This is a genomic window from Rhizobium sp. TRM95796 (assembly GCF_025779995.1).
In the GTDB taxonomy this organism is placed as follows: Bacteria; Pseudomonadota; Alphaproteobacteria; order Rhizobiales; family Rhizobiaceae; genus Rhizobium_E.
The window spans coordinates 402,026-422,171 of record NZ_JAOXHE010000002.1; the positions used below are offsets into that span (position 1 = coordinate 402,026).

Sequence of the window (20,146 nt, forward strand, 5' to 3'; positions counted from 1 at the left end):
AGTAAAGTTTATTTTTATTCATATATATGTGTGGCCATAGTGTTGTAATCTCTTACTTAAATTATGCCGACTACATAGTAATTGCACTATAAAATCTAGCCACATCAATGAAAATTCTGCCCCGACGGCGTTGGCGAGGCTTTCGATCAGGCGTCGGTCGTCCGAGAGCTTGGCGAGATGGTCGGTGAGGTTTTCGACGCTTTCGGCCACGACATGGATGACGCCATCGGCCTTCTGGACGCGGCCGCGCACGCCCGCCAGCCGCGCGCCCATGACGATCGGCCGGTAGGCCTCGAAAACTTTTGGCCAGACGATGGCGTTGGCGACACCCGTCTCGTCCTCGATGGTCATGAAGATCACGCCCTTGGCCGAGCCCGCGCGCCTCTCCGAACCCGCCACTCCCTCACACCTACCGCCTCTTCAGCGACCGGTGGAAATCCTTCACTTCGGTGCGGTAGAGCCAGGCGTCGTCATAGCCGATAGGGCCAGAGGTTTCGGGGCCTGCGGGCGCAGTGTCGGCAGCGCGGAAGCGCTGGCGGTATTGGCTGGGGGTGATGCCGAGCCGGGTCATGAACACTTTGCGGAGATTGGTTTCGCTGCCCAGCCCCGACAGGCTTGCGACTTCCTTCTGCTCGCGATCGGTGTCTTCGAGCAGGCTGCAGGCATGGCGAAGGCGGGTCTCGGCGACGAATTTGCCGAGCGTCAGGCCGGTCTGCTCCTTGAAGACGCGCAACAGGCTGCGGGAACTCATCGCGGCGCGCGCCGCCAGCGTTTCGACGCGCAGGTCGGATTGCGGATTGTCGATGATCCATTGCTGCAGCCGGCCGATGGCCGGCAGGTCGGAAAACTGCGCCTTGAGATGCATGCTGAATTGCGACTGGCCGCCGGAGCGCCGGAGATAGAGCACCATGTGGCGGGCCACTTCCATGGCGAGCGTGCGTCCGCAATCCTCCTCGATCAGCGCCAGCGCCAGATCCATGCCCGAGGTCATGCCGCCGGAGGACCAGACCTTGCCGCTGCGCACATAGATGGCGTCGTGGTCGACATCGACATCGGGATGCAGCCGCGCCAGCTGATCGGCAAACAGCCAGTGGGTGGCGAGCTTACCCTGATCTGCGGCCCCGAGCGCCGCCAGCACGAAGGCGCCGTTGCAGATCGAGCCCACCCTCGCTACCTTTTCCGCGCGGCGGCGCAGCCAGGCGGTGATCTCGCTGTCTTTCGACAGAGTGAAAGCGGCCGGGCCGCCGGGGATCAGCAGCGTGTCGACAGTCTCGGGCAAACTGTCGAAACTGTGGGTCGGCTGCAGCGTCAACCACGAACCTGCGGCCGCCACCGGCGCGCCATCGGATGAAAATGTGCCCAGCGTATAGATGCCGTTGCCCGAGATGTAATTGGCCAGCCCGAAGCATTCCATCGGCCCCGCGACATCGCTGGCCGACACGCCGGGATAGAGCAGCATGGCGACGGAGTGCTTGGGATGCTGCTTCATGACGTCTCCTGACCGGTGTTGCGTCCGGTTAGACACGATTTGACCGTCCGGCGAAAGTCACAAGGCCGTTGGCGCGCGATCCTGCCAATCTTCGCAACGATCTCGCCAAACTACCTGCGCGCGAGCGCGGGCCGCTTCCTGTCAGGGCCGCTTAGCCCTAAGCTTTTCAGCAACATAACAGCAGGCCGACAGGAAAGTGGCGACAGCGATCATTGTCGCGCGCCGCTGTCTGCCTGCGCCTCGAGGCCGTGGAATCGTCATGAAGAAATACGCGCTCAACAGCAATATCGCCAATCAGCTGAACATCGCCGAATCCAATGCGCAATGGACCGTCGCCAAGGGCGTGACGGTGTCGGCCGGCAGCGGCTTTTACGGCATCTATGAATCCAGCGGCTATACCGACAACGCCTTCATCATCAAGGGCGTGGTGACGAGCGCACAGCAGACCGGCGGCGGCCTCTATCTGGGCGGCGTGGGCGATGTGGTGACGGTGGCCAGCACCGGCGTCGTCAAGGGCTCGGTCAGCATTTCGCTCCAGGGCGACGACCAGACCATCAATAATGACGGCCTGCTGAACGGCCAGATCTCGCTGGGCGCTGGTCATTACGAGATCAACAATACCGGCACGATCAAATCCAGTTATGCTGGCGTGATCTGGAGCGGCGACAATGTCGACTTCCACAATGACGGCGTCATCAAAGCAGCGGCGACAGCTGTCCTACTGACCAATGTCTCCACCACGATTTCGCTCGGCGACGACAGCGTCATCTCTGGCAAATACGGTTTCAGCCGACAGAACGACGCCGGGCTGGACTCGAAAACCATCAACAACGGCTCGCTGGCCGGCGCGACATTGTCCTTCAGCGGCGACGCAGGCAATGAGACGCTGATCAATCGCGGCAAGATGTCGGGAGAGATCCGGCTCTACGAGGGCGACGATGTGTTCGATACGCGCGGCGGCGTCTTTGCCGGCGTCGTGTCGGGCGGGGACGGCGACGACAGGTTCTACGTCAACAGCCAGAAAATCACCGTCGTGGAATACACGAACGCTCCAGAGGGCGACGTCGACACGGTCTACGCCACCGTCAGCTACGCGCTCAACACCTCTTATGGCGTGGAAAAGCTGTTTTTGCTGGGCAGCAAGAGCATCAACGGCGCGGGCGACAACAGCGACAACGTCCTTGTCGGCAACAGCGGGCGAAACCGCCTGTCCGGCCTTCAGGGCGACGATAGGCTGACCGGCAAAGGCGGCGCGGACATATTCGTGTTCTCCGACACTTTCGGCGATGACACTATCACCGATTTCAAGAATGGCGTCGACAAGATCGATCTGTCGGGCTGCTCGGATTTCGCCAGCTTCAAAGCGTTGAAATCCGGCCATCTGACATTCGAGAAGGGCGGCGCGCTGATTTCCAACAATGACGACACGCTGTTCGTGGCCGATCTCACCAAATCGGAACTCGACGCGTCCGATTTCATGTTCTGAGACCCCGCGGCGGCGGTTTCTCCCTGCCCGATGCCGTCGCCAAATCGGCAGGCGCGCAAGCGCCTGCCGATATTCATTCAGTGAAAATTCCGCCCCGACGGCATCACCTTCCGCGCCATCTCGGCCTGTCGTCGCAGATCCTCCTTCAGCTCCGGCATTTCCTTGAACAGCGCGGTCACGGCGGCGCCGGGCTTGGCGCGCGTGCGGCTTTCGGGCACAGGGCGGCGGACTTCGTCGGCATTGGCGAGGCTTTCGATCAGGCGGCCGTCGTCCGAGAGCTTGGCGAGATGGTCGGTGAGGTTTTCCACGCTTTCGGCCACGACATGGATGACGCCATCGGCCTTCTGGACGCGGCCGCGCACGCCCGCCAGCCGCGCGCCCATAACCACGGGCCTGTAGGCCTCGAACACCTTCGGCCAGACGATGGCGTTGGCGACACCCGTCTCGTCCTCGATGGTCATGAAGATCACGCCCTTGGCCGAGCCCGGCCGCTGCCGCACCAGCACGAGCCCCGCCACCATGACGCGGGCGCCATTGCGGATGTGGTCGAGATCCATGGCCCTGATAATGCCCAACCGTTCGAAATCAGGCCGCAGGAACGAGATCGGATGCGCCTTCAGCGACAGCGACTGGGTGCGGTAATCATGAATGACATGCTCGCCCTCGGGCATTTTGGGCAGGCGCACATCCTCTTCATGGGCGAGCAGATCGGCGCCCTTGTTTTCAAACAGCGGCAGCCGTTCGGCCGCGCTCTTCTCATCCAGCGCCCGCACGGCCCACAGCGCTGCGCGGCGATCGAGCCCGATCGAGCGGAAGCAATCGGCGTCCGCCAGTCTTTCGATCACGGCGCGGGTGAGGCCCGAGCGCAGCCAGAGATCGCGCACCGACGCATAGCCCTCCCCCCGCCGCTCGACGAGCCTGACCATATCGACTTCCGACAGTCCCTTGACCTGGTGAAAGCCGAGCCGGACGGCGAAACGGGTGCGGATGACGCCCGCCATGGAGCGGTGGCGCGGATGGATGCGGGCGGGATCGAAGGCCTGCGGTTCGAGATCGCTCGCCCAGCCTGAAAAATTCACATCAGGCTCGCGCACCTCCACCCCATGCTCGCGGGCGTCGCGCACCAGCTGCGCCGGAGCGTAAAAACCCATCGGCTGGGAATTGAGGATGGCGGCGCAGAACACATCCGGGTGCCGCGCCTTCAGCCAGCAGGAGGCGTAGACCAGAAGCGCGAAGGAGGCGGCGTGGCTTTCGGGAAAGCCATATTCGCCGAATCCCTCGATCTGCTTGAAGCAGCGCTCGGCGAAATCGGCCTCGTAGCCGCGTGCGACCATTCCCTCGACCATCTTCTTCTGGAAGGTGTGGATGGTGCCGACGCGGCGGAAGGTGGCCATGGCGCGGCGGAGCTTGTCGGCTTCGGACGGGGTGAAACCAGCGGCGACAATGGCGATCTTCATCGCCTGTTCCTGAAACAGCGGCACGCCGAGCGTGCGGCCGAGCACCTCTTCCAGCTCCTTGCTGGGATAGGCGACCGGCTCCTTGCCCTGGCGGCGGCGGAGATAGGGATGAACCATATCGCCCTGGATCGGCCCGGGCCGGACGATCGCCACTTCGATGACGAGGTCGTAGAAGGTCTGCGGCCTCAGCCTGGGCAGCATGCTCATCTGCGCCCGGCTCTCGATCTGGAATACGCCGAGCGTATCGGCGCGGCAGATCATCTCATAGACCTCATAGCGCTCCTTGGGGATGGTGGCGAGCGTCAGCTCTCCCTTGTAATGGCGCTTGATCAGGCCGAACGCCTTGGCGATGCAGGTGAGCATGCCGAGCGCGAGAATGTCGATCTTGAGAATGCCGAGCGCATCGAGATCGTCCTTGTCCCACTCCACCTGCGAGCGGCCCTCCATGGCGGTGGGGGTGACGGGGACCACCTCGTCCAGCCGGTCGCGGGTGATGACGAAGCCTCCGACATGCTGGGAGAGATGGCGGGGAAAGCCCATCAGCACCGAGGCGTAATCCAGCACGCGGCGGGTGGTGGGATCTGACGTGTCGAGGCCGGCGGCGCGCGCCTCGCGCTCGTCGAGCGCTGATGATGACCAGCCCCAGACCGCGCCCGACAGCGCCGATTGCTGGTCTTCCGAGAGCCCGAAGGCCTTGGCCGTTTCGCGACCGGCCGAGCGGGCGCGATAGCTGATGACGGTGGCGGCGATGCCGGCATGGTCGCGGCCATATTTGCCGTAGATATACTGGATCACCTCCTCGCGCCGCTCATGCTCGAAATCGACGTCGATATCAGGGGGCTCGCGGCGCTCGGGCGAGATGAAGCGCTCGAACAGGAGATCGGTCAGCGCCGGATCGACCTCGGTGATGCCGATGCAGAAACAGACGGTGGAATTGGCCGCCGACCCCCGCCCCTGGCAGAGAATGCCTTGCGAGCGGGCAAAGCGGACGATGTCCCAGACGGTGAGGAAATAGGGCTCGTATTCCAGCTCGCGGATCAGTTTCAGCTCATACTCGATCTGGCCGCGCACCTTATCGGAAATTCCATCCGGATAACGCGCCGCCGCGCCCTCATAGGCGAGCCGGCGCAGCGTCTGCTCGGGCGTTTCGCCGGGCACGGCCTCGTCAGGATACTGGTATTTCAGCTCTTCCAGCGAAAAATTGAGCGCGTCGAAGAAGGCGTTGGCGTTGGCGATGGCTTCGGGATGGCGGCGCAGCAGCCGGGCGATTTCAGCCGGCGATTTCAGATGGCGCTCGGCATGGGCGGCGAGCCGGAAGCCCGCGGCCTGCACCGTAACATGCTCGCGAATGGCGGTGACGACATCGGCGAGCGGCCGCCGGTCCGCTTCATGCATCAGCGCGTCATTGGTGGCCATAAGCCTGGCGCCGGTCTGGCGGGCGATGTCGGCGAGCGCATGGTGATGGCGGCGGTCGAAGCCGTCGTAACGCGGCGTCAGTCCGAGATGGACATGATCGGCGAAGGCCTCGCGCAGGCGGGCGAGCAGATCCGGCAAGCGCTCGAAATCGGCCAGGCCCGGCATGACCGCCAGCATCATCCCCTCGCCCCACTCCAGGAGATCGGTCTCGTGCAGCAGGCAATTGGCCTTGCCGCCGCGCTGGTTGCCGAGGCTCAGCAGCCGGCAAAGCCTGCCCCAGGCGCGGCGATCGCGCGGATAAGCGAGAATATCGGGGGTGGCGTCAGCGAAGCACAGGCGCGCGCCCGGCCGATAGGGCAGGCTTGCCTCCTTGGCGGCGAGATGCAGCCGCACCACGCCGGCCACCGTGTTGCGGTCGGCCAAACCGATGCCCGACAATCCCAGCCGGGAGGCGGCTACAGTGATTTCCTCCGGATGGGAGGCCCCTTCCAGAAACGAGAAATTGCTGCGAAGGCCGAGTTCGCAGAAGCGGATCATCAGGAAAACACCCCCTGGATGAACCAGCGCGGATCATGATTGTCGCGCTCATAGAGCCCCTCGCGATAGAGCCAGTAGCGGCGGCCCGCCTCGTCCTCGATGCGGAAATAATCGCGCGACGGCGCGGATTCGCCGTCGATCCACCATTCCGGCGCGATGCGTTCGGGCCCCTCGGCGCGGGCGACGCGGAAGAAGCTCTTGCGCCAACGGAAGGTTTTCGGCGGACCATCCGGCACTTCCGCCGTCGTCTCCACCGGCTCGGGATAGGTCAGCATGCGCAGGGGACGCACGGGCCGGTCGGCGGGCCAAGCGGGGGCCGGCCTCTCCTCAATCGCCAGCGCCGGCATGAAACGGCCGGCGCGCTCGGGAACATGGCTTTCAAACAGCGCGGGCCGCGTGATGAGATCGGGGCCGAAGCGGGCGGCCATCTGGTCGATGAACTCCGTGAGACTGTCATCCGTGCGACCGCGGCCGTCGAAATCCGGCTGGGCCTGATCAAATGGCGCGGATGTCAGCACGTTGAGCCGGAGCGTCTCGAAACCATAGCCGGCGTCGAGATCGTCCTGGGCGGCAGCCAGCCGGGCGCGAAACAAGGCGGCGATGCGGGCAGGATCGCGAATGGGCAGCGCCGCGCCGGCGCGGATCGGAAACACCCGGCCATCGACGCGAAACAACAGCAGTTCGAACAGCTTGCCGCCCTCGCCGCGCGCTTCGAACAGGATTTTGAGACTGTCGCCGAGATGGCGGAGCATGGCGAGAATCGCGTCCTCGTCGCCGATCGGCTCCGCAAGGCGACGTTCGGCGGAGAGCGCCGCCACCGGCCGGCGCGGCGAAATCGGCTCCTCCTCGAGCCCGAGCGCCTGATCGAGCCGGAGCAGCAGCCGTGGGCCGAAACGACGGGCGAGCGGCGCGCGCGGCTGGCCGATGAGATCCGCCGCCTGTTTCAGCCCCGCCTTGACGAGCAGCGCCACCGTCTCCTCCGGCAGGCGCAGCGCCCTGACCGGCAGAGGCGCCAGCGCCTCCTCCATGGCCTCGGGCATGACGATGTCGCGGCGGCTGTAACGACACAGCGCCGAAGACAGGCCGGGCGCCGACGAAATCGCCGCCCGCGCCTCGAAGCCCATATGGAAGAGCCGCGCCAAGAGATCGTCGAGCAGCGCTTTTTCGCCGCCGAACAGATGCGACGAGCCGGTGATGTCGAGGAAGAGGCCGTCGGCGCCGTCGAGCGCCACCAGCGGCGTGTAGCGGTCGCACCAGTCGGCCACCGCCTCGATCAGCGCGCGGTCGGCGGCGGGATCGTCCTCGACCACGTCGAGATCGGGTATCATGGCGCGCGCCTCGGCCGCGCCCTGTCCGGGCTTCAGGCCCAGCAGCCGCGCTTCCTCGTCCACCGCCGTCAGCCTGATGGCGTTGCGCTGCAGCGCGGCGCAGACGACAGGGGGATGTTCAGGACGCCCGTGAGAACGCCACAACCTGCCCCATCGGATCCGGGCGAGCCGATCGGTCGCCAGACAGGGAAACCAGAGCGCCAGAATCCGCTGGCTGGTCTGCGGGCCGAACAGCGATCCGGCCAGGCTCGATTGCGCGAAAGAGACAGTCATCGGCGTTCCACTCCAGGTAAAAGTCGGGCGACAGGGGATTGCGGCTCTTTTCGAGCGTGACATGGAAGACGGGCCGGCCGAGCCCGGCCTCATAGGTCCGGCCACTGGGCATGCGCACGGGGGAGGACGGCGCGGGGCGGACGAGCAGTCGGCTTTCGGCGCTGGAGGCCTCTTCCCCGCCCCGCTCGCGCAGCAGGAAGACCGGCTTCTTATGCGCCTTGGCGCGCAGGCTGATGCGGCGGCTTTCGGTGAGGCCGAAGCGGGCGGGATTGCCATAGACCTCGAAAACCACCGCGGCGAAGGAGGAGACGGTGAGTGCGGCCTCCGTCACCATCAGCGCGTCCTTGAGCTTGCGCGGCGCGGCATGCAGCAGGCCAGCGGACGGCAGGCCATGCGCCATCAGCCCCGGCGCATAGAGCCTGCCGCTTTCGCGCGCGCCCATGGGATCGGCGATCCACAGGATGAGGCCCGGCCCGCGCCCCAGCGCCAGCCGCGACAAGGCCAGCGCAAAGCCGCTGGCCGCGCCATTGTCGGCGGTCGCCTCGGTGCGGATCTCATGCAGCGCCGCCCGCGCCAGCCCGCCGCCGAGCGCTGCGTCGAAGGGTTCGGCGCCGGTTTCCACTCTTTCGTGAACGGCGGCAGTCGCCGCCCGATCCCAGGCCTGGCCGCGCGCCATCCGTCCCAGATTAGAGACATCGGCGCTTTCCAGTCGTTCGATCTCGCTTCGCAGGGCGCACAGGTCCTCGCGCGCCAAAGCCGGCTCCGCCATGGCGTTGCATCCTCGTTTTTGTTCTTGTTATGTTCCTATTGAATCCAGAAAATGGGACGAGAGTCAACGGTCCTAGGTTTCAATCGAGGGGAGATTATTTTCCTAGGAAGAATTCAGGAAATATTAACCAATCCGGCAGGATAACTTTCAATCCTGGGGAGTGTGATCGGATTGTTTCAACGATAGGACCAGAGTCATCGGTTGAGTGGCCGTCGCGGCGAAACCATAATGTTCATAAAAGACTTTGGCCTCAGGCGAAATGGCGTGAACGAGAACGCCGCGAATGCCGAGGATGTGCGCCGCCTGCCTCACGCGCAGAACGCCATCCTGCAAAAGCGCTGCGCCCAGGCCTTTGCCTTGCCATGTTCGATCAATCGCGAGGCGTCCAAGGATGGCCATCGGAACGGGATCGGGCATATTGCGACGCAGGCCGCCTGGCGCTTCACGAAGAGCAAGCCCGCCTGAAGAAATGCAATAATAGCCGATCACGCGGTCATGCACACAGCACACATAAGTCCGCGACGCGCCGCTTGCCTGATTGGCGCGGGCGCGCCGGCGAAGCCAATGATTCAGTGAGTCCTGTCCGCAATCGAAAAGCTCAGTCTGATGCCCTCCATCCAAGAGGCTCGGAGGCGAGATCATCTCAGCCCCACGGCTTGGCGACATTCATCAGGCGTGCAAACCCCTCGCCCTCAGGAGCCTTGTCAAGAATTTCCACATAGCGGCGAAAACTTTCGTCATCGACCTGCACGAAGGTCTGGTCGAGCAGAGCGTCCTCCGCTGCCCGGCGCGATGCGTCGATCATGAATTCGGAGCGGGTCTTGCCGTTGACGCCCGCGGCGCGATCAATCAGATCGCTGATATCCTTGCGGATACGCAACTGAACCGGCTTTGTCGCCCCGCTTCGATCCGCTGTGTTGGCCATCATCAATCTCCAAAAGATGAGATATACATTGTATACCACGCATCCTTTGGCAGAACAATCCAGGCGTTTGATCTGAAGATCTTCAAGAAGGGCTCACTCCTTCTCCACCTCACTCTGCCGGCGGCCATGCTCCAGCCGGCCGAGGACATAGAGCACGAAAAAGGCGGCAGAGGTGACGAACAGGCCGATCATCCAATGGCCGAAGCCGAGCGCCAGCCCGATCGCGCCTGACAGCCAGAGGCTGGCCCCGGTCGTCAGCCCTTTCACCTCGCCCTTGGACAAAACGATCGTGCCAGCGGCGAGAAAGGCGACGCCGGCGGTCACCGCCTCGACCACGCGTAATGGATCGATACGCACCGCATCCTGGTCGAGGCCCGGCATATGCACGCTTTCGATGGAGATGATGGCGAAGAGCGCCGCGGCGAGCGACACCATGATATGGGTCTTGAGGCCAGCAGGCCTATCCTTGCGCTCGCGTTCCAGCCCGATGACGGCTCCGAAGAGGATCGCGCCGATGAAACGGGCGAAAATCACCGGATAGGCGATCTGGGTGGGCGGAAACATGTCTGCGACGATCTGGTCCATGGTCCTTAAAAAACCCGAAAACGGATTTCGTTCCGTCACGCCCAGGTCCAAATTAGCCATCAAACCGTTCGGTGTCGCCTCCTGGTGTTTGCGGGGATCATCGGCAAGCCGATGGAACAACCATCGCCACCATGACTTATAGGCGACGGCAGGGCCTCGCCAAGATGAACGCCGGATTAACGCGCTTTTCAGAGGCGGTTCAGTCCGGCGCCATTACAAGACCATCATACGGAGATTAAGGAAGACATCCGGATCTCCAGATGAAAATCTCTCACGATTCCAGCAGGGAGCCGGAGAGGGAATACAAGGAAGGACAGAAACATGGCCTATATCTATTACGGCGACAACGGTCGCGACGACGTCAGCCAGAGCGCAAACCGTCCCTATGACGAGATATACACCCGCGGCGGCAACGACACCATCCATCTGAAGGCCAACAACACCTATGTCGAAGCCGGCGCCGGCAACGACTATGTCCACAGCACCATCGAATGGGGCAACGACGTCTATCTCGGCGATGGCAATGACACCTATGTCGGCAACGGCTTTTCCGGCGACAGCGATCTTTATGATCGCGTCTGGGGCGGCAATGGCGCCGACACTTTCAAGATTTCCACCTGGGCATCCGATTATTATGGCGACGGTGGTAACGACACCTTCTATTCGGTCGGCTTCTACAACCTGATCTCCGGTGGTTCGGGGACCGATACGGTAGATTACTCCCGCCAGAACAGTGATCCGGATCTGGCCGGCGCCGGCATCAAGGTCGATCTTTCCCAGGAATACGCCACATCTGGCGATGGCACCGAAGAGGTTCTGTACTCCATCGAGAACGCCAAGGGCACCAATTACAAAGACACCTTGATCGGTGATTCCGGCGCCAACGGTCTCTGGGGTCAGAATGGCGACGATATCCTCAAGGGTCTCGACGGCAACGACAAGCTCTACGGCGGCTCGGGCGACGACGACCTCTATGGCGGCAGGGGCCTCGACAGGCTGACCGGCAACAGTGGCGCCGACTTCTTCATCTTCCAGTCGACGTCGGACAGCCCCAACAACTCCAATCGCGACGTGATCGTTGATTTCAGCCGCTCGCAAGGCGACCAGATCGATCTGATGGACATCGACGCCGTCAAGTCGAGCAGCCGTGACAACGCTTTCGACTTCATCGGCAGCGCGGCCTTCTCCGACACGGCCGGCGAATTGCGCTATTCCGGCGGCATCATCCGCGGCGACGTCAATGGCGACGGCCGCGCAGACTTCTCGATAGAAGTCGACAACATGGCCTCGCTGCGCGCCGGCGATTTCATTCTTTGAAATCGATTGGCGAAGCCTCATTCGCCACAGGAAACGCCCGCCGCATCGGCGGGCGTTTTCGCGTCAGGAGTCCCGGCCCGCCAATTTGTCGATCGCCCGCGCCGTCGTCGCGCCGAACACGCCATCGAGAGGACCGGAATAGTACCCGCGCGATTTCAGTTCCTTCTGCAGACCGCGGCGGAACGCGGCTGAAAAGTCTTTCGCTCCATCCTTCACATCGCTAATAAAATCCGTCTCGCCCGCCGCGATACTGGCGACCGCGAGCTCCACGGCCTTGACCGCATCCTCTTCGACGCCGAGACCCTGATCGTAAAGACGCGCGAGATTACCCTGGGCGTAGGAACTGCCAGCCTCCCCGGCCTTCTCATACCATTGCGCGGCGAGCTTATAATCCTGCTCGACCCCCTCGCCCGCCTCATAGAGCCAAGCGAGCGAACCCATGCAATAGGCGTCGCCGCGTTCGGCCCCGGCCTCGTACCAGAGCTTGGCTTCGACGATATCCACATCGGTTCCCACGCCGTTCTGAAGCGCATAACCGAGCGAGCCGATCGCATTGATTTCTCCCAGTTCGGCGGCGCGCCGATAGGCGCGCAGAGATTCCTTGTCGTCACGCGCGACGCCCAGCCCCTCGCGATAGAGCCAGCCCATGGCGGCGAGCGCGTTGGGATTGTCCTGGGCGGCGGCCTTGCGATACCATTCGACGGCGGTGCGGTAGTTTCGCGCCACCGAGCCGTAACCTTCGCGATACAGCCAGCCGAGCGAAGCCTGGGCGGCGGGGTTGCCCTTGGCGGCGGCGGCCTTCAGCATCCCAAATCCCTTGTCGACATCCGCGTCTTCACCTTTGCCATAGATCGAAAGCCAGGCGCGGTTGACGGAAGCGAAGCCGTTGCCCATGCCGGCGGCCTTGTCATAGGCTTCGCGCGCGGCGGCGTAATCTTCGCCCGCGTCATGAGCGCGGCCGAGCATGTTGAGCAGCATCGGATCGTCGGGAGATTCGGCGGCGGCGCGGCTGCAGGCTTCGGTCGCAGCCCGGACATCGATGTCGGAGAAGTCGACGCCGCCGAAATTCGGCTTCGAGCCCGGCTCGCCGGCCAGTTCGTAGCATTGGGCGCTCAGCGTCTGCGCAGCCTCGCCATCCTCCGTTGAAGCCTTGGCGGACATGTTCGCCTCCGTCTCCGTGCGGGCGCTCTGCATGAGATTGCCCAACCTGCCGGAAGCGCCGACCGCGCTTTGTTCCTGCTCTTCGTTGACGTCGGGCGCGGTCTCCTCGGCGGAGCTGTCCAGCATGTCCGCACCGGTCTTGCCGGCGGCAAGATCGTCGATCGCCTTCGACGTGTCGACACCGAACTCTCCGTTCGCCTCGCCCGCAAATACGCCCTGTTCCTTCAGGGCCTCCTGGAAGCCTTTGCGAAACAACGGAGAGAAATTGTCGGGCGAGGTCTTGAGTTCGCCGATCTTGGCGCTGTCGCCGCGCGAGACGGCGGCGATGGCCCAGCGCACGGCCTCGTCGGGATCCACCGCCGTGCCGAGCCCCTGATCGTAGAGGCGGGCGAGATTGCCCATGGCGTAGGCGCTGCCTTCATTGGCGGCCTTTTCATACCAGTAGCGCGCCTCGACATAATCCTGCTTTACGCCGGCGCCTGTGTCATAGAGAAAGCCGAGGGACGCCATGGAATAAGCGTCGCCGGCATTGGCGCCCTTCTCATACCATTGGCGCGCCTCCTCATAGTTGCGCGCCATGCCGAGACCGTTCTGGGCAGCGTAACCGAGGCCCGCGATCGAGGCCATATCGCCGGCTTCCGCGCCGCGCCGGTAATAGTCGACCGAGCGGGCGTAATCCTGGGAAACCGTCACGCCTTCCCGATAGAACCAGCCGAGATTGCCGAGCGCATTGGCGTTGCCCTTGTCGGCGGCCTGGCGATACCAGTCGAAGGATTTGGCGTAATCCTGCGCCTGGCCGGCCAGCCCATCGCGATAGATCTGTCCCAGAGAGGCCTGAGCGAAGTGATTGCCGGCGCGGGCGGCGGTCTCGAAGGCCTCCACACCCTTGGCGGGATCGGCGCCGTCGACGGAGCCGTTGACCTGCAGCCAGCCGAGATTGGCGAGCCCAAACATATCGCCGAGATCGGCCGCCTCGCGATAACGCTTCGCGGCTTCCACATAATTCTTGTCGGCCTCATAGGCGCGGCCGAGCAAATTGACATAGAGCCCCGCAGACGGCTTCTCGTTGACCGCCTGGGCGCAAGCGGTCAACGCCCGCTTGGCGTCGATGCGATCGAGATAGACGCCGGCGAAGCCGCGCGCGCCCTGCAATTCGCCGGCCAGCAGCTGGCAATCACGCTCGGAGGCCGACAACGTATCCGTCGACGAAGCGACCGGAGGCGGCGAGAGTGCGGCGAGCGAAGCCTCCGCCTCGCGGCGGAACGGGCTTTGCGGGTAGCGTTCGATAAAGCGCTTGAGGGCTGCGGGATCGGTCGATCCCTTCAACGCCTCCCAGGCGATCTGGTCGGCGGCCGCCTCGGTCTTGGCCTGCGTCGCCTGCAATTGCTTGATCTTCTTCTCAGCCAGCATGCGATAGACGGGATCGCCGCCATGCTTGGAAATGAAGGCTTCGAGAAGATCCTTGTCGGCAAGATCCTTGATATTCTGCCAGTCGGCGGCGGCGGACGCCGTCTCGATCGTCTGCTTGTCCTGCGCCGGGCCTGTATTGATGGTGATGTCGATCTGCTTGATCGACAGAAAGATCTGCGCGCCGCCGAGCGAACCGTAGACGAAGGGCTCCTGCTGGCGATTGGTGGCTTTCATGACCGCATCGCGCACCTGGCCGAGCGCGATGCGGATATCGACTCCGGGCTGGGTGATGTAGCGCGCCAGCGCTTCGGCGAAAGGACTGTTGCCGCCTTCGCCATCCAGCGCCACGGTGCCGGCGCGCGAGGCGTAGGCGACCAGCGTGTCGACGCTTTGCGGTTCGACGCGCGCGAGGCCGCGCGACACAGCGCGCGTGCCGGCCGAGCGCGTCATCGTGTCGAGGAAGGGATTGTTGCGGCAGGCGTCGAGGATCATCAGCTTCAGCCGCGTCGCGCCATTGAGCGAGCGCTCGGCGCGAGACAGCGACAGCGCCTCGTCTTCGACATCCTTGTCGGAGGCCAGCACGGCGTCGATGGGGATGAGATAATTCTCGCCGTTCATTTCCATGCCGTGACCGGAATAATAAAGCACGGCGACTTCGGCGCCCTCGGCCTTGTTTTCGAAAGTCCTGAGCGCCTTGCGCATGCCGGCGAGATCGACGTCCTTGGCGACCATGACATCGTCGAAACCAGCTTCGGTGAGCGTGTTGCGCATCAGTTCGACGTCATTGGCGGGATTGCGCAGCGGTGTGGTCCGCTCGTAATTCTGATTGCCGATCAGCAGGGCCACGCGCCGGGCGGCCTCGGCCGACCCTTCGGTCGCGAGGAGAAAGACGGCCAAACACAGCCCGAAAAACCACCAGCCCCTCGCCCGAAACCCCGCCATTTCCATCCCCTTGCAACAGCAGTCGCGGATAATACGAATGAGCGGCCCGCTTTCAATGCACCCATTTTGGTTTTTTCTCTTCAAACGACTGCATTCGGGATCGACGCAGATCACCGGACAGAATATTCATTCCATTCTTCGCATTTTGTGAAACGTCAACGGCAGGATGACGCATGGACGATATGACAAAGGTGCCGCCACCCCGGGATTTCGGCGCGCTGCGCGCCGCGATGATCGAGCGGAAGGCGGGTATGCCCAAGCGTCTCGCCCAGATCGCCGCCTATTGCCTCGCCAATCCCGACGAGATCGCCTTTGGGACGGCGGCCAGCATCGCCGGCGCCGCGGCGGTGCAGCCTTCGACGCTGGTGCGGCTCGCCCACCATCTCGGTTATGAGGGTTTTTCCGATCTACAGCGGATTTTCCGCGAGCGGCTCAAGGAGAAGACGCTTTCCTATGAAGAGCGGCTCAACATGCTTGAGCAGAGCAACGCCCAGGCTGCGGAAACCGAGCTGCTCGGCGGCTTTCTGACGGCAGCCAGCCAATCGATCAATCGTTTCGCGGCTAGTCTCGAAATCGAAAAATTGGCGCGGGCCACCGAAATCCTGGCGCGGGCGGAGACGATTTATCTCATCGCCAAGCGCCGCTCCTATCCGCTCACGGCGCATATGACCTATGCCTTCGGCAAACTCGGCATCCGCTATGTCATGGTCGCCACGCCCAACGGCGTCGAGGCGGAGATGGCGCGGTTTGCAGGTCCGCGCGACGCGGCCTTCGCGGTCAGCTTTTCGCCCTATGCCGCCGACACGATCGCGCAGGCGCAATCCTTTGCGGAGCGCGGGACCCCGATCGTTTCCGTCACCGACTCGGTGTTTTCTCCCTTGGCCGCATTCTCCGCCTGCTGGTTCGAGGTGGTGGAATCGGATTTCGCCGGCTTCCGCTCGCTGTCGGCCTCCATGGCGCTGGCCATGGCCCTGCCGGTGGCGGTGGCGGAAAAGAGGCGGCGGATGGAACGCGAAAGGGATGGATATTCCAAAACGGAATAGAAATTCCATTTGACTTTCATTTGAAATCGTTGTTTCAAATGCAGCGAATTTGGACCATGCAAGCGGGAGAGAGACATGGCGCAAGCGGATGCCAAGACGTTGGACGTGATCACCATCGGGCGGTCTTCCGTCGATCTCTACGGCCAGCAATCCGGCTCGCGGCTCGAGGACATCGCCTCCTTCGCCAAATCCGTTGGCGGCTGCCCGACCAATATTTCCGTGGGCTCCGCCCGTCTCGGGCTGAAATCGGCGCTGATCACCCGCGTCGGCGACGAGCAGATGGGCCGCTTCATCCGCGAACAACTCGAGCGCGAAGGCGTGGCGACCGACGGCATCGTGGCCGACAAGGACCGGCTGACGGCGCTGGTGCTTCTATCGGTGGAATCCGAAGGCGTGTCGCCGATGATCTTCGTGCGCACCGATTGCGCCGACATGGCGCTCTGCGAAGACGACATCGACGAGGCCTTCGTCGCCTCCTCGCGCGCCGTGCTGGTGTCCGGCACGCACTTCTCCAAGCCCAACACCGAGGCTGCGCAGCGCAAGGCGATCCGCATCGCCAAGGCCAATGGCGGCAAGGTGATCTTCGACATCGACTACCGCCCCAACCTCTGGGGCCTTGCTGGCCATGCCGAAGGTTTTGAGCGATATGTGAAATCTGACCGCGTCTCGGCGCTGATGAAATCGGTGCTGCCGGATTGCGACCTGATCGTCGGCACGGAAGAGGAAATCATGATCGCCTCGGGCGCCGACAGCGTGCTGGCCTCGCTCAAAGCGATCCGCGCGCTCAGCCCCGCGACCATCGTGCTCAAGCGCGGCGCCATGGGCTGCGTAGTCTATGACGGCCCGATCAGCGATGATCTCGAAGACGGCATTGTCGGACAAGGTTTCCCGATCGAGGTCTATAATGTGCTCGGCGCCGGCGACGCCTTCATGTCGGGCTTCCTGCGCGGCTGGCTGAAAGGCGAAAGCCACAAGACCTCGGCCACCTGGGCCAATGCCTGCGGCGCCTTCGCCGTCTCGCGTCTGCTCTGCGCGCCCGAATATCCCACTTGGGAAGAGCTCAGCTATTTCCTCAAGCACGGCTCGAAATTCAAGGCGCTGCGCAAAGACGAGGACATCAGCCATATCCATTGGGCCACCACGCGGCGCAAGGAGATCCCGCTTTTGATGGCGCTCGCCATCGACCATCGCTCGCAGTTGACCGACATTGCCGACCAGCACAAGGCGCCGCATGCCAAGATCAACGCCTTCAAGCGTCTCGCCGTCGCCGCGGCTGCCCGCGTCAGCCAGGGCCGCGAAGGCTACGGCATGCTGATCGACGAGCGTTTCGGCCGCGAAGCCTTTTTCGACGCCGCCAAGAAGGATTTCTCCTGGATCGGCCGGCCGGTCGAATTGCCGGGCTCGCGCCCGCTGCGCTTTGAATTCTCGCAGGACATCGGCTCGCAGCTGGTGGAATGGCCTGTAGACCATTGCATCAAATGCCTGTGCTTCTACCATCCCGACGATCCGAAGGCGCTCAAGAAAGAGCAGCAGCAGAAGCTGCGCGCCCTCTATGACGCCGCCCGCAAGGTGGGCCGTGAGCTTCTGGTGGAAATCATCGCCGGCAAGCATGGTCCGCTCGACGACGACACGATCTCGCGCGCCATGACCGAACTTTATGCGCTCGGCATCCGCCCCGACTGGTGGAAGCTTGAGCCACAGCATTCGGCCACCGCCTGGAAGAACATCGAAACGGTGATTGCCGAGAACGACGCCTATTGCCGCGGCATCGTGCTGCTGGGCCTAGAAGCGCCCGCCGCCGAACTCGAGAAGGCTTTTGCCGCAACCCGTGTCGCGCCGATGGTCAAGGGTTTCGCCGTCGGCCGCACCATCTTCGCGCATGCCGCCAATCAATGGCTCGGCGGCCGCATGACGGACGAAGAAGCGATTACCGATATGGCTGGCCGCTTCGAAGAGCTGACAAAGGCCTGGCTGCGCACGCGCGGGCTCTGAGAAGAAAAGCAGGGGCTGAGCCGAAACGCCACGCGGAGGCCGCAGTTCTATTTGATCTCGCCTCTCCCCGAAATCGGGAAGAGGGATTAAGACAGCGAGGCGCGGGCGCAGACCTGCGAGAGGAATGCGGGAGGATAGGATGGCGAAGACGATCCGGCTGACGATGGCGCAGGCTATCGTGCACTTCATGAAGGCGCAGAAGACGGTGATCGACGGCGAGACGCTGCCGATCTTTGGCGGCGTCTGGGCGATTTTCGGCCATGGCAATGTCGCGGGCATGGGCGAAGCCCTCTATCAGGTGCGCGACGAGCTTCAGACCTATCGCGCCCACAATGAGCAGGGCATGGCGCATGCCGCCGTCGCCTACGCCAAAGCGAGCTTCCGCCAGCGTTTCATGGCCTGCACGACCTCGATCGGTCCCGGCGCGCTCAACATGGTCACCGCTGCGGGCGTGGCGCATGTCAACCGCCTGCCGGTGCTGTTCCTGCCCGGCGACGTCTTCGCCAACCGCGCGCCGGATCCAGTGCTGCAGCAGATCGAGAATTTCGGCGATGGCACACTGACCGCCAACGACGCCTTCCGTCCCCTTTCACGCTATTTCGACCGCATTGTCAGGCCCGAGCAGATCATGCCGGCGCTGAAGCGCGCGATGCAGGTGCTGACCGATCCGGTCGATTGCGGCCCGGTGACGCTGTCGCTCTGCCAGGATGTGCAGGCCGAAGCCTTTGATTATCCCGAAAGCTTCTTTGCCGAGAAGATCTGGAGTTTCCGCCGCCCCCGTCCCGACGAGGACGAACTGGCCGCCGCCATCGCCGCGATCAAATCCGCCAAGTCGCCGGTGATCATCGCCGGAGGCGGCGTGCTGTATTCGCGCGCGACCGAAGAGCTGAAGGCGTTCGCCGAAAAGACCGGCATTCCGGTCGCCGTCACCCAGGCCGGCAAGTCGGCGATCGACGAGCGCCATGCGCTGTCGATGGGCTCCATTGGCGTCACCGGCACCTCGGCCTCCAACGCGCTCGCCGAAGCCGCCGATCTGGTGATTGCTGTCGGCACCCGCATGCAGGATTTCACCACCGGTTCCTGGGCGCTGTTCAAGGGCGACGGTGTGCGTTTCCTCGGCATCAACACAGCCAGCTTCGACGCCGCCAAGCACAATGCGCTGCCGCTAGTCGCCGACGCCAAGGTCGCGCTGACGGATCTGACTGCCGCGCTCTCAGGCTGGTCTGCGCCCGCAACGCTCAAGGATAAGGCTGCCGCGCTGAAGGCCGAATGGATGAAGGCTGCGGACAAGGCCATGGCTCCCACCAACGCCCTGCCCTCGGATGCCCAGGTGATCGGCGCCGTCGCCCGTAACCGCGCAGGCGAAAACTCGGTGCTGCTCTGCGCCGCTGGCGGCCTGCCGGGCGAATTGCACAAGCTGTGGCCGGCCACCAGCCCCGGCAGCTATCACATGGAATATGGCTTCTCCTGCATGGGCTATGAGATCGCCGGGGGTCTGGGCGTCAAGATGGCGCGGCCCGACGCCGATGTCGTGGTCATGGTCGGCGACGGCTCCTATATGATGCTCAACCAGGAACTCGCCACCTCGGTGATGATCGGCAAAAAGATCACCGTCGTGCTGCTCGACAACCGTGGCTATGGTTGCATCAACCGGCTGCAGATGGGCACCGGCGGCGCCAACTTCAACAATCTCTTGAAGGACGCCTATCACGAGGTGATGCCGGAGATCGATTTCGCCAAGCACGCCGAAGCCATGGGCGCGATCGCGCTTAAGGTCGCCTCGATTGCGGAGCTCGAGCAGGCGCTAGAAGACACAAAGGCCAATGACCGCACCACGCTGATCGTGATCGACACCGACCCGTTGATCACCACCCAGGAAGGCGGTCACTGGTGGGATGTTGCTGTGCCCGAAGTTAGCCCGCGTCCTCAGGTCAACGACGCCCGCGCCGCCTATCTCAAGGCGCTGGCCGCCCAGCGCATGGGCTGACCAAACATTTAGAGGCGCAAACAGCGCCT

At 63.4% G+C, this 20,146-nt stretch carries 14 protein-coding genes; 5 read left to right on the forward strand and 9 right to left on the reverse strand.

Features of this window, described 5'->3' with window-relative positions:
• Nucleotides 1–18: 18 nt before the first annotated feature.
• The gene (locus tag OCK01_RS26535; RefSeq protein ID WP_412178981.1) at nucleotides 19–399 is read right to left on the reverse strand and encodes an OB-fold nucleic acid binding domain-containing protein; all 381 of its coding nucleotides are present in this window, start codon (nucleotides 397–399) and stop codon (nucleotides 19–21) included.
• A gap of 10 nt (nucleotides 400–409) precedes the next feature.
• A complete protein-coding gene (locus tag OCK01_RS08070) occupies nucleotides 410–1,489 on the reverse strand; it encodes a GlxA family transcriptional regulator (RefSeq protein ID WP_263823302.1) in 1,080 nt (359 codons plus the stop codon).
• A 259-nt stretch (nucleotides 1,490–1,748) separates the two neighbouring features.
• Between OCK01_RS08070 and OCK01_RS08075 the strand changes: the two genes are divergently transcribed.
• Nucleotides 1,749–2,975, forward strand: coding sequence for a hypothetical protein (locus OCK01_RS08075; protein WP_263823303.1), 1,227 nt, complete (start codon nucleotides 1,749–1,751; stop codon nucleotides 2,973–2,975).
• 77 nt (nucleotides 2,976–3,052) lie between these two features.
• On the opposite strand, the gene OCK01_RS08080 is transcribed toward OCK01_RS08075, so the two are convergent.
• From OCK01_RS08080 to OCK01_RS08105, 6 genes are all read right to left on the reverse strand, one after another.
• The gene (locus OCK01_RS08080) at nucleotides 3,053–6,385 is read right to left on the reverse strand and encodes an error-prone DNA polymerase (RefSeq protein WP_263823304.1); all 3,333 of its coding nucleotides are present in this window, start codon (nucleotides 6,383–6,385) and stop codon (nucleotides 3,053–3,055) included.
• Nucleotides 6,385–7,791: a DNA polymerase Y family protein gene (locus tag OCK01_RS08085; protein WP_318530234.1), complete on the reverse strand. Its 1,407-nt coding sequence runs from the start codon at nucleotides 7,789–7,791 to the stop codon at nucleotides 6,385–6,387. Before OCK01_RS08085 ends, OCK01_RS08080 begins: the two co-directional genes overlap by 1 nt.
• Nucleotides 7,792–7,831: 40 nt before the next feature.
• Nucleotides 7,832–8,755, reverse strand: a complete 924-nt coding sequence (locus OCK01_RS08090) for an ImuA family protein (protein WP_263823305.1) — start codon at nucleotides 8,753–8,755, stop codon at nucleotides 7,832–7,834.
• A gap of 147 nt (nucleotides 8,756–8,902) precedes the next feature.
• Nucleotides 8,903–9,397 carry a GNAT family N-acetyltransferase gene (locus tag OCK01_RS08095; RefSeq protein ID WP_263823306.1) on the reverse strand — a complete coding sequence of 165 codons (495 nt, stop codon included), beginning with the start codon at nucleotides 9,395–9,397 and terminating at the stop codon, nucleotides 8,903–8,905.
• 1 nt (nucleotide 9,398) lies between these two features.
• Nucleotides 9,399–9,683 carry a DUF1778 domain-containing protein gene (locus tag OCK01_RS08100; protein ID WP_412178982.1) on the reverse strand — a complete coding sequence of 95 codons (285 nt, stop codon included), beginning with the start codon at nucleotides 9,681–9,683 and terminating at the stop codon, nucleotides 9,399–9,401.
• Between the two features lie 90 nt (nucleotides 9,684–9,773).
• Complete coding sequence (locus OCK01_RS08105; protein WP_263823544.1) at nucleotides 9,774–10,265, reverse strand: MgtC/SapB family protein; 492 nt, start codon at nucleotides 10,263–10,265, stop codon at nucleotides 9,774–9,776.
• 321 nt (nucleotides 10,266–10,586) lie between these two features.
• On the opposite strand from OCK01_RS08105, the gene OCK01_RS08110 reads away from it, so the two are divergent.
• The gene (locus tag OCK01_RS08110) at nucleotides 10,587–11,582 is read left to right on the forward strand and encodes a calcium-binding protein (RefSeq protein ID WP_263823308.1); all 996 of its coding nucleotides are present in this window, start codon (nucleotides 10,587–10,589) and stop codon (nucleotides 11,580–11,582) included.
• Nucleotides 11,583–11,645: 63 nt separating this feature from the next.
• On the opposite strand, the gene OCK01_RS08115 is transcribed toward OCK01_RS08110, so the two are convergent.
• Nucleotides 11,646–15,095 carry a caspase family protein gene (locus OCK01_RS08115; protein WP_263823309.1) on the reverse strand — a complete coding sequence of 1,150 codons (3,450 nt, stop codon included), beginning with the start codon at nucleotides 15,093–15,095 and terminating at the stop codon, nucleotides 11,646–11,648.
• 173 nt (nucleotides 15,096–15,268) lie between these two features.
• Between OCK01_RS08115 and OCK01_RS08120 the strand changes: the two genes are divergently transcribed.
• The 3 genes from OCK01_RS08120 to iolD all read left to right on the forward strand — a co-directional run bounded on the left by OCK01_RS08120 (nucleotide 15,269) and on the right by iolD (nucleotide 20,117).
• Nucleotides 15,269–16,138, forward strand: coding sequence for a MurR/RpiR family transcriptional regulator (locus OCK01_RS08120; protein WP_263823310.1), 870 nt, complete (start codon nucleotides 15,269–15,271; stop codon nucleotides 16,136–16,138).
• Nucleotides 16,139–16,213: 75 nt separating this feature from the next.
• The gene (locus tag OCK01_RS08125) at nucleotides 16,214–18,130 is read left to right on the forward strand and encodes a bifunctional 5-dehydro-2-deoxygluconokinase/5-dehydro-2-deoxyphosphogluconate aldolase (protein WP_263823311.1); all 1,917 of its coding nucleotides are present in this window, start codon (nucleotides 16,214–16,216) and stop codon (nucleotides 18,128–18,130) included.
• A gap of 139 nt (nucleotides 18,131–18,269) precedes the next feature.
• Nucleotides 18,270–20,117: a 3D-(3,5/4)-trihydroxycyclohexane-1,2-dione acylhydrolase (decyclizing) gene (gene iolD, locus OCK01_RS08130; RefSeq protein WP_263823312.1), complete on the forward strand. Its 1,848-nt coding sequence runs from the start codon at nucleotides 18,270–18,272 to the stop codon at nucleotides 20,115–20,117.
• The last annotated feature ends 29 nt before the right edge of the window (nucleotides 20,118–20,146 follow it).

Excerpts from the sequence above, each read along its gene's own strand:
- OCK01_RS08070 (WP_263823302.1), bottom strand. The coding sequence starts at position 1,489 with ATGAAGCAGCATCCCAAGCACTCCGTCGCCATGCTGCTCTATCCCGGC.
- OCK01_RS08075 (WP_263823303.1), top strand. The coding sequence starts at position 1,749 with ATGAAGAAATACGCGCTCAACAGCAATATCGCCAATCAGCTGAACATC.
- OCK01_RS08080 (WP_263823304.1), bottom strand. The coding sequence starts at position 6,385 with ATGATCCGCTTCTGCGAACTCGGCCTTCGCAGCAATTTCTCGTTTCTG.
- OCK01_RS08090 (WP_263823305.1), bottom strand. The coding sequence starts at position 8,755 with ATGGCGGAGCCGGCTTTGGCGCGCGAGGACCTGTGCGCCCTGCGAAGC.
- OCK01_RS08095 (WP_263823306.1), bottom strand. The coding sequence starts at position 9,397 with ATGATCTCGCCTCCGAGCCTCTTGGATGGAGGGCATCAGACTGAGCTT.
- OCK01_RS08100 (WP_412178982.1), bottom strand. The coding sequence starts at position 9,683 with ATGATGGCCAACACAGCGGATCGAAGCGGGGCGACAAAGCCGGTTCAG.
- OCK01_RS08105 (WP_263823544.1), bottom strand. The coding sequence starts at position 10,265 with ATGGACCAGATCGTCGCAGACATGTTTCCGCCCACCCAGATCGCCTAT.
- OCK01_RS08110 (WP_263823308.1), top strand. The coding sequence starts at position 10,587 with ATGGCCTATATCTATTACGGCGACAACGGTCGCGACGACGTCAGCCAG.
- OCK01_RS08115 (WP_263823309.1), bottom strand. The coding sequence starts at position 15,095 with ATGGCGGGGTTTCGGGCGAGGGGCTGGTGGTTTTTCGGGCTGTGTTTG.
- OCK01_RS08120 (WP_263823310.1), top strand. The coding sequence starts at position 15,269 with ATGGACGATATGACAAAGGTGCCGCCACCCCGGGATTTCGGCGCGCTG.
- OCK01_RS08125 (WP_263823311.1), top strand. The coding sequence starts at position 16,214 with ATGGCGCAAGCGGATGCCAAGACGTTGGACGTGATCACCATCGGGCGG.
- iolD (WP_263823312.1), top strand. The coding sequence starts at position 18,270 with ATGGCGAAGACGATCCGGCTGACGATGGCGCAGGCTATCGTGCACTTC.